The organism is Sphaerisporangium fuscum, assembly GCF_018531465.1.
Taxonomy (GTDB): domain Bacteria; phylum Actinomycetota; class Actinomycetes; order Streptosporangiales; family Streptosporangiaceae; genus Sphaerisporangium; species Sphaerisporangium fuscum.
The window spans coordinates 70,319-84,558 of sequence record NZ_JAHDTF010000012.1 but is presented as its reverse complement, the minus strand read 5'-3'; the positions used below and the strand labels follow the sequence as shown (position 1 = coordinate 84,558).

10 protein-coding genes are annotated in these 14,240 nt (G+C 70.0%); 8 read left to right on the top strand and 2 right to left on the bottom strand.

The window, feature by feature from the left end:
- The first annotated feature begins 601 nt into the window (after nucleotides 1-601).
- Nucleotides 602-1,906, top strand: coding sequence for an MFS transporter (locus tag KIK05_RS15550; protein ID WP_214411417.1), 1,305 nt, complete (start codon nucleotides 602-604; stop codon nucleotides 1,904-1,906).
- Here KIK05_RS15550 and KIK05_RS46925 read toward each other — a convergent pair.
- Entirely contained in the window at nucleotides 1,899-3,398 is a 1,500-nt protein-coding gene (locus KIK05_RS46925) for an aspartate aminotransferase family protein (RefSeq protein ID WP_250562855.1), read from the bottom strand. The two genes, KIK05_RS15550 and KIK05_RS46925, sit on opposite strands and share 8 nt — an antisense overlap.
- A 273-nt stretch (nucleotides 3,399-3,671) precedes the next feature.
- Entirely contained in the window at nucleotides 3,672-5,111 is a 1,440-nt protein-coding gene (locus KIK05_RS15535; RefSeq protein ID WP_214411416.1) for a CCA tRNA nucleotidyltransferase, read from the bottom strand.
- Nucleotides 5,112-5,255: 144 nt separating this feature from the next.
- Between KIK05_RS15535 and KIK05_RS15530 the strand changes: the two genes are divergently transcribed.
- The 7 genes from KIK05_RS15530 to trxB all read left to right on the top strand — a co-directional run bounded on the left by KIK05_RS15530 (nucleotide 5,256) and on the right by trxB (nucleotide 14,206).
- On the top strand, nucleotides 5,256-5,834 hold the full coding sequence (locus KIK05_RS15530) for an aminoacyl-tRNA deacylase (RefSeq protein WP_214411415.1): 579 nt from the start codon (nucleotides 5,256-5,258) through the stop codon (nucleotides 5,832-5,834).
- Between the two features lie 46 nt (nucleotides 5,835-5,880).
- Entirely contained in the window at nucleotides 5,881-8,082 is a 2,202-nt protein-coding gene (locus KIK05_RS15525; protein WP_214411414.1) for a DUF6049 family protein, read from the top strand.
- Nucleotides 8,079-9,692: a murein biosynthesis integral membrane protein MurJ gene (murJ, locus tag KIK05_RS15520; protein WP_214411413.1), complete on the top strand. Its 1,614-nt coding sequence runs from the start codon at nucleotides 8,079-8,081 to the stop codon at nucleotides 9,690-9,692. The genes KIK05_RS15525 and murJ overlap by 4 nt, the downstream gene beginning before the upstream one ends.
- Before the next feature lie 181 nt (nucleotides 9,693-9,873).
- Nucleotides 9,874-11,382, top strand: a complete 1,509-nt coding sequence (locus KIK05_RS15515; protein ID WP_214411412.1) for a protein kinase family protein — start codon at nucleotides 9,874-9,876, stop codon at nucleotides 11,380-11,382.
- Between the two features lie 13 nt (nucleotides 11,383-11,395).
- A complete protein-coding gene (sigM, locus tag KIK05_RS15510) occupies nucleotides 11,396-12,040 on the top strand; it encodes an RNA polymerase sigma factor SigM (RefSeq protein WP_214411411.1) in 645 nt (214 codons plus the stop codon).
- Nucleotides 12,030-13,061 carry an RsmA family anti-sigma factor gene (locus KIK05_RS15505; RefSeq protein WP_214411410.1) on the top strand — a complete coding sequence of 344 codons (1,032 nt, stop codon included), beginning with the start codon at nucleotides 12,030-12,032 and terminating at the stop codon, nucleotides 13,059-13,061. The genes sigM and KIK05_RS15505 overlap by 11 nt, the downstream gene beginning before the upstream one ends.
- A 215-nt stretch (nucleotides 13,062-13,276) precedes the next feature.
- On the top strand, nucleotides 13,277-14,206 hold the full coding sequence (trxB, locus tag KIK05_RS15500) for a thioredoxin-disulfide reductase (RefSeq protein WP_214411409.1): 930 nt from the start codon (nucleotides 13,277-13,279) through the stop codon (nucleotides 14,204-14,206).
- Nucleotides 14,207-14,240: the final 34 nt, after the last annotated feature.

Sequence of the window (14,240 nt, the reverse complement as noted above, 5' to 3'; positions counted from 1 at the left end):
TCCTCCCACGACCCCAACCCCGCCCACATACGACACCCACACCCCCGAAGCGCACCGACCCCGTACCGGCGGAAGGCCTCACACGCCAACCACTCCCACCACCACCACGAAGGCGGCCCCACCCCCGACGCCTCCAACCCAGATGGGCATGTACGACCAAGGTGCCGGCCGTTCACATCCACGAGGGCACCCCCAAGCCCCCGACCACTCCCCGCACTATCGGGGAGCCGACGCCGCTCTGGCGCACCCGCCGACACCTGCCCCACCCTCGGCGCGAGACTCCACCCGCCCACACCTGCCCCGCCCTCGGCGCGAGACTTCCCCGCCCGCATCTGCCCGCCCTCGGTGCGAGAGGTCGCCCCTCCACGTCTCCGGGACGATCGCGGCCGCCGACTGCTTCCGGCGCCATCGTGGGACCGGTGTCGATTTTCCGCGTAGCCACCACATTCGCCCCGCGGCCGGGCGTGTTTTCCGCTCGCGGCCGTAGGGGCGGAGATACGACCCGCCCTCCCGTTATGGAATGAGTTCATTGGGTCGAGTCAGGGGATATCAGGGTTGTTCCCGATGTGGCGTTCGACAGGCTGCCAGTAGGCTGGCCCGCGTGTCTTTCGTCTCCGACCTCCGTGCCGTCCTTCGGGGCCGGGACTTCAGGCGTCTGTTCGGTACCCGCCTCCTCTCGCAGTTCTCCGACGGCATCTTTCAGTTCGCCGTGGTGGGCTACGCCTTCTTTACACCGGAGAAGCAGGCCACAGCCGCCGAAGCCGCCGTGGCCTTCGCTGTCCTTCTGCTCCCATATTCCATCCTCGGCCCGTTCGCCGGCGTGTTCATCGACCGATGGTCCCGCCGTCAGATCCTGGTCGTCGCGCCGATCGTCCGAGGCACCCTGCTGGGTCTCGCCGCCCTGCTGGTCGCGCTGAACGCCCCCGACTGGTGCTTCTACGCCGCGGCGCTGGCCGTGCTGGGTGTCAACCGGTTCTTCCTGTCAGCGCTCAGCGCCTCGCTCCCCCACGTGGTCGAAGGGGAGCGTCTGCTGCTCGCCAACGCCGTAACCCCGACCTCCGGGACGGTGGCCACCTTCATCGGCGCCGGTACCGGCTACCTGCTCCGCCTGGCGTTCGGCTCCTCGCACACCGGGACGGCGCTGCTGCTCGTCATCTCCGGTCTGATGTTCGGCTTCAGCGCGCTGATCGCCTCCAGGATGCACAGGACCCTGCTCGGCCCGTCGTTCGACGCGAACCGCCCGCAGGCCCGCCAAGCCGTCCGCAACGTGATCGTCGGCATGATCGACGGCGCGCGCCACGTCGTCCACACACGGACCCCGGCCGCGGCGCTCGCCAGCATGGCCGCCCACCGGTTCCTGTACGGGATGACGATCGTGATGGTGGCCATGCTGTACCGCTACTACTTCACGAGCAACGTCGAGGCCGGTCTGAACCAGGTCACCGGAGTGCTCGCGACCTCGGGCGTGGGCTTCTTCGTCGCCGCCCTGATCACACCGTGGGCGACCGAACGCTTCCGGCCCGAGTCCTGGATCCCGATCATGCTGGCCTCGGCGGGAGTGCTTGAACTGCTGCTCTGCCTGCCGTTCCACCAGCTAGGGTTCCTCGTCGTGGGCTTCGTGCTCGGTGTGAACGGCCAGAGCGTGAAGATCTGCGCCGATACGATCGTGCAGCGGGACGTCGAGGACGCCTATCTCGGGCGGGTGTTCTCCATCTACGACATGCTGTTCAACGGCATGTTCGTCCTGGCCGCCGCGGTCGCCGCGATCCTGCTCCCGCCCAACGGCAAGTCGTACCTCGTGCTGGTGATCGCCTCCGTCGGCTACGTCGTCAGCGCCCTCCTCTACCGTCTCCTGACCGGCGGCACCTCCTCCCGTGCCCCTCAGGAAGCCCAAGAGGTCACCTGACCCCGACGACGGCGGCGGTCATGGCCGTGGTGATCTGGGCCAGGGCGGTGGAGTCGGTGTTGTAGGGCGGCATCGTATAGATAAGGCGCCCGAAGGGCCGTAACCAGACGCCGTGCCGCATCGCGACCTCCTGGACCATCGCCACGTCGACCGGCTGCTCGGTCTCGATCACCCCGATCGCGCCGAGGACCCGCACGTCTCTCACCCCGGGAGCGGCGGCGGCCTCGGCAAGCCCGTGGGCGAGGCCTGATTCGATGCGCTTGACCTCCTCACGCCATGGGCGCTCGTCGAGCAGCTCCAGCGAGGCGACGGCGACCGCCGCCGCCAGCGGGTTGGCCATGAACGTCGGCCCGTGCATGAGCACGCCGACGCGCTCGGCGACCTCGGCCGTGCACAAGGTGGCGGCCATGGTGAGATAGCCGCCGGTCAGGGCCTTGCCGACGCACATGATGTCGGGTCTGACGGTCGCGTGGTCGCAGCCGAACAGCTCACCCGTGCGGCCGAAGCCGGTCGCGATCTCGTCGGCGATGAGCAGGAGGCCGTACTCGTCGGCCAACTGCCGCAATCGGGCTAGGTAGGCGGGGTGGTAGAACCACATGCCTCCGGCACCCTGCACCACCGGCTCCACGATGATCGCCGCCAGCTCCCCGGCGTGCCGCTCCACCACCTCGGCCAGATGATCGAGATATCCCTGGTCGACGACATCACCCCCGACGGTCGCCCCCTCAGGGCGGCCCGCCCGCTCCCCCTCGCCTCTCCTCACCGAACCGGAACACGCCCCACCAGCCGGACCACCACCCGAGCCCGGACCGGACCCGGCGAGCGGCCCGCCCCTAGGCCCAGTGCCTGCGACGGAGCCGGCGAGCAACCCGCACTCGGGCCCACCGCCCGCATCGGCGTCCGCGCCCGAACCCGCACGGGTGCCTGGAGCGGCGCCGGGAGGTTGGGGGCGGGGGTGCAGGCCGTATCCCCCTGGCGGCCGGTCGGCGAAGACATGGCGGGGCAGCACTCCGCTGAAGAGGTGGTGCATGCCGTTGACCGGGTCGCAGACCGACATGGCCCCGAAGGTGTCGCCGTGGTAGCCGCCCCTGACGGTGAGCAGGCGGCTCCTGCCGGTGCACTGGAGGGCCATCTTGATGGCCACCTCCACCGCCACCGAACCGGAGTCGGCCAGGAAGACCTTGGGCAGGCCGGTCATCCGCGCCAGGCGCCGGCCGAGGCGCACGGCGGGCTCGTGGGTGAGCCCGCCGAACATCACGTGGGCCATCGCGTCGAGCTGCTCGCGGGCCGCGGCGTTGAGTCGCGGATGGTTGTAGCCGTGGATCGCCGCCCACCAGGACGACATGCCGTCGACCAGCTCACGGCCGTCGGCGAGCGTCAGCCGCACTCCATCGGCCCGGACCACGGGCTGAGGAGCGACGGAGGGAACGGCCTCGGCGTAGGGATGCCACAGGTGTCCGTGGTCGAGGTCGAGCAGCGTGTCGGCGTCCATGCGGCCACCGTAGCCCCGGGCACCTGGCCGGGCCGCCGGAAAACACGACCCTGTGGATAACTAGGGGGACACCGGCTACGCACAGGTGGATAACCGGGTCGAATCGACCCTCAACCTGTGGATAACCCGCGGCCACGCCGCTCGTGAGCGAGGAAGCCCGCGACAGGCCGCCGAAACCTCTTCGCGCTCGACCGGCTTCGACGGGCCGCCGGGGCTCTTCGCACTCGACCGGCTTCGACGTCCGCCGGACCCGGGGCAGACGTGGCCGCGGAACTAGCCGGAGATGACGCCCTGCTCGCGGGCCCAGCTCATCAAGGCCTCCGTGGCGTTCTCCTTGCCGACCACCCCTTGGTCGAGGCGCATCTCGAGCAGGAACTTGTACGCCTTGCCGACCACCGGCCCCGGGCCGACGCCGAGGATCTGCTGGATCTCGTTGCCGTCGAGCTCCGGCCGCATCTTCGCCAGCTCCTCCTCGTCGGCGAGGCGGGCGATGCGCTCCTCGAGGTCGTCGTAGGTGCGCGAGAGAGCCTGGGCCTTCCGCTTGTTGCGGGTCGTGCAGTCGGCCCGGGTGAGCTTGTGGAGCCGCTCGAGGAGGTGCCCGGCGTCGCGGACGTAGCGGCGCACGGCCGAGTCGGTCCACTCGCCGGTGCCGTACCCGTGGAAGCGCAGGTGGAGCTCGACCAGGCGCGAGACGTCGGCGACGACGTCCTTGGGGAACCGCAGCTCGGCGAGCCGCTTCTTGGTCATCTGCGCGCCCACGACCTCGTGGTGGTGGAAGGAGACGCGGCCGCCGTCCTCGAACCGGCGCGTCTTCGGCTTGCCGATGTCGTGGAGCAGCGCCGCCCACCGCAGCACACGGTCGGCGCCGGCCGCCTCCAGCGCGATGGCCTGCTCCAGGACGATGAGCGTGTGCTCGTAGACGTCCTTGTGCCGGTGGTGCTCGTCGATCTCCAGCCGCAGCTTGGGCAGCTCGGGCAGCACGTGGGCCGCCAGGCCGGTGTCGACGAGGATGCCGAGGCCCTCCCTGGGGTGGGCGCCGCAGATGAGCTTGTCGAGCTCGTCGCGGATGCGCTCGGAGGAGACGATCTCGATGCGGTCGGCCATCTCGGTCATCGCGGTGACCACGGCCGGGTCGACGGTGAAGCCCAGCTGGGAGGCGAAACGAGCCGCGCGCAGCATGCGCAGCGGATCGTCGTCGAAGGACCGCTCGGGCGTCCCCGGCGTCCGCAGGACCTTCGCGGCGAGGTCGGACAGGCCGCCGTACGGGTCGACGAACTCGTGCCCCGGCAGCCGCACGGCCATGGCGTTGACGGCGAAGTCGCGCCGTTCGAGGTCGGCCTCGAGGGTATCGCCGTAGGCGACCTCAGGCTTGCGGGACTTGGGGTCGTACGACTCGCTGCGGTAGGTGGTGATCTCGAGGACCCAGTTGCCCTTGCGGACGCCGACCGTGCCGAATTCGATGCCTATGGTCCAGATCGAGTCGGCCCAGTCCTTGACGATCTCGAGCACCCGCTCGGGCCGGGCGTCGGTGGTCAGGTCGAGGTCGTTGCCGATGCGGGCGAGGAAGACGTCGCGGACCGACCCGCCGACCACGGCGAGTTCGTGCCCGTTCGCGGCGAAAAGCTCGCCGAGTTCGTCGGCGACCGGGGCGATGCGCCGGAAGAGATCGGTCACGGCCTTCTGCTGACTGACGCTCAGGTTTGAGACGGACAAGCTGGGTAGGTCCTTCGGTTACGGAAGAGAATCTCCGCGCTAGCCCTGGTGTAACCCGCCGGGAGATACACCCCGCGCGATCACCAGGTTACGGTCGGTCGTAGATCTGTCGGGGGCACCCGTACAAGACAAGGAGCACGAGAGATGAAAGACGCCCTCGCGATCCACCGCTGGCTCCTGTCTCACCAGATCCACCATGAGATCGTACGGCTTCCGCGCGCCTTGACATGCGCCGACGACCTCCCCGCCATTCTGCATGCCGACCCCGCGTGCTGTATCCGGGTCAGCGTTTTCGAGGTCACGATCCGCGGCTCGCGCGCTCCGGTCGCCGTGGTGACGACCGTCGCCTCGCCTCCGAGGGCGGGGGCCGTCGGAGCTCTTCTCGGCGCCCGCAAGGTGCGGCCCGCGCCGGCGTTCCTGGTGAATTCGGCCACTGATTACGCGGAGACGGCGGTTTCCCCGCTTCTGCTTCCCCCGGAGCTCACGGTTCTGATCGACGAGCGCCTCACGAACTGGCAGCACCCCGGCGACCTGGTTTACGCCCCGACAGGTGAACGGCACACGGCGCTGCGCATGAAGGTGCTCGATCTGCTGTCCGTCACCCCTGGTAAATATGTGAACCTGCGGGCCCCGCGGCACACGACGCCGCGCGTGCCGGCCTCCAGGGACGCGCGGCCGGTCGTGGGGCTGCCCTGCCGCGAATCGCCGCCCGCTCTGCTTTAGGCCATACCATTCTGGGCGTGCGCCCAACTCCATCCCTGGCCGGCACGTGATCCGCGGAGCCGCCCTGATCTCCGTACTGACCGCCGCGTTCCTCGTCCCGGCGGCCGTCGCCGGTGCCGAAAGCGCATCGGCCACGGGGATCGTCGCCGGTGCCGGAAGCGCGCCGGCCGCGGGGGCCGTACAGGCCGCGAAAGGTACGAGCGCCGCACGGGCGAAGGGCACGGCCCGGACGGCGTCGGCCCGGCAGGATCCCCAGGTGGTGATCAACTCGATCACCCCCCAGGCGCCGACCGACCCGTCGACGCCGATGAAGATCTCCGGCTACCTCTCCGTCACCGGGGGCACGCAGCTCACGGCCCCCCTGACGATCCGGATGCGCTTCTCGCGGCAGCCGTTCGCCGGCCGGGCGGAGATGCAGGCGTTCGCCGACGGCGGGACCATCCTCGACCAGGCGCGGCAGACCATCCCCGTGACCCAGCTGACACCAGGCAAGACCCCGTGGGAGTTCCCCACCACGCCCTTGTCGCTCGGGATGTCCAGGTTCGGCGTGTACCCGCTCACGGTGGAGCTGATCGACGGGACGGGCCGGCAGGTGTCGGCCCAGCGGACGTTCCTCCCCTACGCCCCCAAGAACCAGCCCGTCACGCGCACCCGTATCGCGTGGGCGTTCCCCATCGTCGACCAGCCCCACCGCGGCGATGACACGACCTTCGTGGACGACGGTCTCCGGGACACCGTCGCCGACGACGGGCGTCTGGGCAGGATCCTGAAGATCGCCGAGACGCCGTCCAAGGGCATGAACTGGTTCCTGGACCCGGCGGTGCTCGACGACGCGCAGGTCATGGCCAAGGGCTACTCCCTCAAGACCGGCACGGGCACGACGAGCAAGCCCGCCGACCAGGACGTCGCCCAGTGGCTGCAGAGACTCCGTACGGCCCTTGCGGACGCCGACGTCATCGCCACCCCCTACGCCGACCCCGACGTCACCGCCATCAGCCACAACGGGCTCGACTCCGCCACCGGCATCGCGCTGAAGAAGGGCGAGGACGTCGCCACCGAGATCCTCGGCAAGAGCGTCGGCACCGGTACCAACTGGCCCGCGGGTGGGGTCATCGACTACGACGGGCTCGACACGCTCGCGGTGAACGACGTCCGCACCGTGCTTCTCTCCTCGACGGCGCTGCCGCCGAACCCTCCGCTGCCCACCACCTCGGACGCCGCCGCCTCGCTCGACAGCGTGCAGCGGAAGATGAAGGTGCTGCTGGCCGACCCGGTGCTGAGTCAGCTGCTCAACACGAACGGCGCCTCGGCCCCCGACGCCACCCTCGCCACGCAGCGGTTCCTCGCCGAGACCGCGATGATCAGCGCGGAGCCCGTGCAGGAGTCGCGCGCCGTCATCGCCGCGGCGCCCCGCCGCTGGAATCCCGACCCGGCGTTCGTCACCTCCCTGCTGAAGGCGGCGTCCTCCGCGCCCTGGCTCAAGCCGGTCTCCCTGGGCTCCATCAAGCCCAAGGCTCCGGCGACGCCTCGCAGCGATCTGCTCTACACCGACAAGGACCGCCAGGCCGAGCTGAGCCGTTCGTACCTCTCCGGGGTGCGCAAGCTCGGCATCCGCGCCGACCTGACGGCGACGGTGACCAAGGACCACCGGCGGGTCTTCGACGCGGCCGTGCTCAGGCTCACCTCGACCGCCTGGCGCGGCCGTACGGGCAGTGCCGGCCCCCTGGTCAAGCAGGTCGACTCCGCCGTGGCCGCCCGCACGAACACCATTTCAGTGAACACCGTCGAGGACCGCAACATCGCCGGCAAGAACGGCGTGGTGCCGATCAGCATCCGCAACGGCCTGCCCGACCAGGACGCGACGGTCGGGGTGCGCATCACCTCCGGCGACAAGAAGGTGCTCACGATCGGTAGCTACGAGACGCCGGTCACCATCAGCGCCGGCAAGACCACGACGATCGACATCCCGATGATCATCAACCGCGGCGGCCAGACCACGGTGAAGGTGCAGCTCACCACCGCGAACGGGGTCCGCTACGGCAACGCGGTGCAGGTGACGGTGAAGACCACCGGCTACACCGCGATCGCGCTGGTGATCGTCGGAGGCGCCCTCACCGTGATGCTCGCCGCCGTCGCGCTTCGCCTCCTGCGCCGCCGCTCGCGCCGGTTGGCCAAGAGCCGCAAGGCCGCGCAGACCGGCCCGCATCCCGTACCCGAACCCGCACGACACCGAGAGGGGCCCTCATGAGCCGGATGTTGCGCGCCAGCGCGATCATGGCGGCGGGCACCATGGTGTCCCGCGTCACGGGCTTCGTGCGGACGGCGGTTCTCGCCTCCGCCATCGGCGTGCTGGCCCTGGGCGACGCCTACAACGTCGCCTACCTCATCCCGATGCAGCTGTTCGACTTCCTCATCGGAGGCGTGCTCAGCAGCGTCATCGTGCCGATGATCGTCAAGGCGCAGAAGAACGACCCCGACGGCGGGCGCGCCTACGAGCAGCGGCTGATGACCGTGACCACGCTCGTGCTGATCGTCGTGGCGGTGCTCGGCGTGGTGTTCGCCCCGGTGCTGGTCGACGTGGTGACCACGGGTCTCACCCCGCACGAGACCGAGGTCACCGTCACGCTGGCGCGCTACATCCTCCCCCAGATCGCGTTCTTCGGCATCGGGGCCATCGCCGGCGCGATCCTCAACACGCGCGACCGGTTCGGGGCGCCCATGTGGGCGCCCGTGCTCAACAACGTCGTGGTGATCGCGGTCGGCCTGACGTACCACTTCGTGAGCCACGCCGGCCGTGACATCAACGCGGTCACCCCCTCCGGCCTGGCCCTGCTCGGCATCGGCACCACGGCGGGCATCGTCGCGCAGTCGATCGTCCTGATCATCTCGGTGCACCGCGTCGGGTTCCGCTTCGTGCCCCGGTTCGACCTGCGCAACGCCCGGCTCGGCGAGATGGCCAGGGCGGGGGTGTGGACCCTCGCCTTCGTCGCGGTGAACCAGCTCGGCATGGTCGTCACCACCAACCTCGCCACCGGCGCCAGCGCCAAGGCCGGCTTGGAGCACGTCGCCGGCTGGGCGTCCTACAGCTACGCCTACCAGTTCTTCCAGCTCCCGTACGGGATCATCGCCGTCTCGGTGATCACGGCGATGCTGCCCCGCATGAGCCGGTACGTCCACGAGGGACGGCCGGAGGCCGTGCGCGAGGAGTTCGCCTCGGGCGTGCGCCTGGTGTCGTGCGTGATCGTGCCGTGCGGACTGCTGCTCATGGTGCTCGGCCCGGCGGTGACCGTGCTGGTGTTCGCCCACGGCAACGTCACCGTGCAGGACGCGCTGAACATGGGCAACGTGCTGCAGGTGTTCGGGCTCGCGCTCGTGCCGTTCTCGATCTACCAGCTGCTGCTGCGCATCTTCTACAGCTTCGGCGACACCCGCACCCCGGCGCTGATCGCGACGGGGAACGTCATGGTGAACGCCACGCTGGGCTTCGTCCTCTACCTCGTCCTCCCGCCCCGTCTCATCGTCATGGGCCTGGCCCTCTCGTTCACCGCCGCCTACTCCGTCGGCGGGATCGTCGCCTGGACGCTCGCCAGCCGCAAGGTGGGCGGCGGGCTCGGCGGCAGGCTCGTCGCCTCCGGGCTCTCGCGCATGTACGTCGCGGCGATCCCCGCCGCCGTCGTCGCCCTGGTCGCGCTGTGGGCCACCAAGGAACTGGCCGGCATCACCCCGCTGACCTCGGCCGTCATGCTGATCGCCGGCGGCGGGGTCGGCGGCGCGATTTATCTCGTGGCCTCGCAGCGGATGCGGATCGCCGAAATCACCTCGATCATTGGACTTGTGGCCGGACGGGTAGGCCGCTAGGCATAGGTAAGGCCGGAAGTCCGGTTCGCCCTTGTTCCAAGGGCAACACGGGCGGCACCCGCTCCGGACTACCATGGTGGCTCGTGCACGGTGGAGGCCGGGCACCGACGGCGACAAGGAGCAGGAGGGGCGTGGGGGTATTCGCACGGAAATCGCCCACGACCAGGGAGAGGATCGCCTCATGAGCGCCCCGGCCGTGGAGCCCGGCGGCCGGCTGGCCGACCGGTTCCGCCTGGAAGACCGCGTCAGCGAGTCAGGTGGCGCCACGTTGTGGAAGGCCATCGACGAGGTGCTGGCGCGGCCCGTCTGCGTCCTCACGCTGGCCCCCGACTTCGAACGGGTCAACGAGGTCGTCACCGCCGCCCGCGGTGCGAGCCGGTTGACCGATCCCCGCCTCACCCAGGTCTTCGACGCCGCCGAGGAGGACGGCCAGGCGTACGTCGTGAGCGAGTGGGTCACCGGCGAAACCCTGACCGACATGGTGTCCGCCGGACCGCTGGCGCCCGAACGCGCGGCCGCGCTGGTCGCCGAGGCCGCCGAGGCCGTCGCCCACGCCCATGAGTCCGGCCTGTCGCACCTCTGCCTCACCCCCGACCGGCTGATCTGGACCGCCGGCAACACCGTCAAGCTGCTCGGCCTGGCCGTCGACGCCTCGCTGTCCGACATCGAGAGCGAGGACCCCGCCCGTGACGACGCGGTGGGGCTCGGCCGCCTCCTCTACACCGCCCTGACCGGCCACTGGCCCGGCGACGTCGAGGTCGACCTCCCGCCCGCGCCCACCGACGACGGCAAGATCTGCACTCCGCGCCAGGTCAGGGCGGGTGTGCCGGGCTTCCTCGACGCCATCACCTGCCGGGCGCTCCTGCAGGAGCCCCGGCGCGGCCTTCCCGCCCTCGCGACCCCCGCCGACGTCGCCGAGGCCCTCGCCGAGGTGCCGCGGCCGTCCCCGGTGCCGGTGTCGGCGATGCCGCCGCCCGCGGTGAGCCTGCGCTCCGAGGCTCCCGACTCCGTCGACTCGGCCAACCCGCCGAGGCCGCCGCTGCCACCGTCCCCGGTGCCTTCCACGATGGTCGCGCAGCGCCGTCCCCGGGGCGTGATGGGACGTGCGCTGGTCACCGTGGTGATCGCGCTGGTCATCGCCGCGGTCGGCATCGGCGCGTGGACGCTCGGCCAGAGCCTCGGCAGGCAGCAGCCCGCGGCGTCCCCGAGCACGCCGGCCAAGCAGACGCAGGCCCCGAAGATCGTGACGGTGAAGCCGGTGAGCGCCCGCGGGTTCGACCCGCACGGCGACCACTCCGAGGGCCGCCCCGACACTCCCCGGCTGGCCATCGACGGCAAGCCGTCGACCGAATGGCACACCGAGACGTACGAGAGCGCCGATTTCGGCAGGCTCAAGGACGGAGTCGGCCTGCTGCTCGACATGGGGAAGGAGACCTCGGTATCCGATCTGGTGCTCACCCTCGGCGACTCGCCGGCGTCCATCGAGTTGCGCATCGGCGACTCGGGCGACCTCAACTCGCTGAAGAAAGTCGCCAAGCAGGAGAACGTCGCAGGCACAGTGACCCTCACCCCCGAAAAGGCCACCAGCGGTCAGTACGTTTTGATCTGGTTTACGCGTCTTCCGGCCTTCGACGGGAAGTTTCGTGGCACCATCTACAACGTAGTGGTGCACTCTCCCGAATCGGCATAACAGGACACGCGTTGTGAATCCTCCTCCCGACAGCCCGCCGGCGGCTCAGCAGGCGGCACGGTCCGCGTTGTCCGACGCCGACCTGCTGATGAGCCATATAGGCGGCGATCCACACGCCTTCAGTGAGATCGTCCGCCGCCATCGCGACCGTATGTGGGCCGTGGCGCTGCGCACTCTCGGTGACCCCGACGAGGCCGCCGACGCCGTGCAGGACGCCTTCGTCTCGGCCTACCGCAAGGCCGAGAGCTTCCGCGGCGAAGCGGCGGTGACCACCTGGCTCCACCGCATCGTCGTGAACGCCTGCCTCGACCGCATGCGGCGCAAGTCCATCCGTCCCGTGGCCGACGACGAGCTCGTCGAGGCCGCCGAACGGGACACCCCGGTACCCGACCAGACAGGAGATCGCGACGTCTCCATGGAGGTCTCGGCCGCGCTCAAGCTCCTCCCGGCCGACCAGCGAGCCGCATTGGTGCTGGTCGACATGATGGGTTACTCCGTGGAGGACGCCGCGCAGGTTCTCCAAGTGCCGGCCGGCACGATCAAGAGCCGGTGCGCCCGCGGCCGGGCGAAACTTGCCCCGATTCTTTCGCATCTGCGGAACCGCTCAGGCCTAACTCGCGTCTCATCCGCGAAGGGAGCAGAACTTCGTGACGGGTGATACGCACTACGACCTCGAGGTCCTCGCCGAATTGGCCGAGGGTCTCCTCGACGTCGCCACTGCCGCGCGGGTCCGCGAGCATCTCGCGGTATGCGATCCCTGCGGGGAGAGCCTGGCCGACCTGGCAGCGGTCCGCGAGGTGCTCGCAGGGGTTCCGGTGCCCGCGATGCCCATGGGTGTCGCGCTCCGCATCGACAAGGCCCTGAGCGCCGAGGCGGAGACCAGGAAGGCCGGTGGCGGGCTCAAGCTCGACGAGGCGCCCGACTGGGACCGCATCATGGCCGATGCCCCGTGGGAGACCGCGGCGCCGATGCCACTCACGGCGTCGGTCCCGGCAGAGCAGGAGCTTCCGGTCCTGGAGCCGGTGCCCGCGATGTCGCAGCCCGAGGAGGGCGTGCGCCTGGGCGTGGTGGCCGACGACGGATCGATCGTCCCCGCGAGGCGCAGGAAGACCTCCCGGCGCCGTCCGTGGGCGATGCCGCTGGCGGCCGGTGTGGCGGCCGCGGTGGTGATCGGAGCGGCGGGCGCGTCGGCGACGCTGCTTTCGGCCACGGGCACCGACGGCCCGCAAGCCGCTCCGATTGCAGAGCGGGCTCCTCAGCCGAGCGCCAGCCACCAGAGCCTTCCCACCAGCGCCCCGAACTCCAACTCGGGGACCCGGAAGGGAACGGCCCAGGCGATCGGCTACGCGATCGGCAAGAGCGGCTTCAACTACTCCAGCACCGTGCTCGACGGCCCTCTGGTCACCTACGTGGGTGCCATGGGTCCGGGCGCCGGGGGCGACGCGTCCGTCGACCCCGCGCTCGTGCGGTGCGTGAACCAGATCTCCACCCGGGTCGGCCACAAGCTCGGCCTGCGGAAGGCCCCCAAGCCCATCGGCGTCGACCAGGCGCTGTACGAGGGCAACGAGGCCACCGTGATGGCGTTCTGGAAGGACCGCATGCGCAACGCCGTCTGGGTGTACGTCGTCGACGACTCCTGCAAGAACATCCGGCAGCCCGGCGTGGGCCGCTGGCAGTAGCCTTCTTCCACCTCTGCGAAGTCCTCCGCGGGAAACCGCGGGGGACTTCGTCATGTCGGGGACCCGCCCTTGGCGCGCCCGGGAATCCCGGAAGCCTAGGATCTGTTGACGCCACTGCATCCACCGAACAGGTGGATGAGCAGTCGGGGGACGGGTGCGGTGACGCACACCGGCAGCCGAGCGACCGACCACCATGGGCACGAAAGGCGACAGGCGTGAGCGACGTCCGTAATGTGATCATCATCGGGTCGGGGCCGGCCGGCTATACGGCCGCGGTCTACGCTGCGCGCGCGGACCTCAACCCCCTCGTGTTCGAAGGCTCCGTCACCGCCGGCGGCGCGCTCATGAACACCACCGACGTCGAGAACTTCCCCGGCTTCCCGGACGGCATCCTCGGCCCCGAGCTCATGGACAACTTCCGCAAGCAGGCCGAGCGGTTCGGCGCCGAGCTGGTGGCCGACGACGTGATCGAGGTCGACCTCACCGCCAGCCCGAAGGTCGTCAAGACCCACACCGAGACCTACCTCGCGAAGACGGTGATCATCGCGACCGGGTCCGGGTACCGCGAGCTCGGCCTGCCGAACGAGAAGCGGCTCTCCGGCCGGGGCGTCTCCTGGTGTGCCACCTGTGACGGCTTCTTCTTCCGCGACCAGGACATCGTGGTCGTCGGGGGTGGCGACACGGCCATGGAGGAGGCCACGTTCCTCAGCCGGTTCGCCCGCTCGGTGACCGTGATCCACCGCCGCGACGAGCTGCGCGCCAGCAAGATCATGCAGGACCGCGCCTTCGCGAACGAGAAGATCAAGTTCGTCTGGGACAGCGTCGTCACCGACATCCTCGGCGAGAACCGCGTCAGCGGCGTCAAGATCCGCAACCTCAAGAGCGGGGAGGAGACCGAGCTGGCCGTCAGCGGCGTGTTCATCGCCATCGGTCATGACCCCCGCAGCGAGCTGTTCAAGGGCCAGGTCGACATCGACGACGAGGGTTACGTCATCGTCCAGGCCCCCACCTCGCGGACGAACCTCGACGGCGTCTTCGCCGCGGGTGACGTCGTCGACCACATCTACCGCCAGGCCATCACCGCGGCGGGCACCGGCTGCGCGGCGTCGCTGGACGCCGAGCGGTGGCTCGCCCACCACAGCTGACAGCCGGGCCGATCCCGGTCGCGGCTCTGCCGGC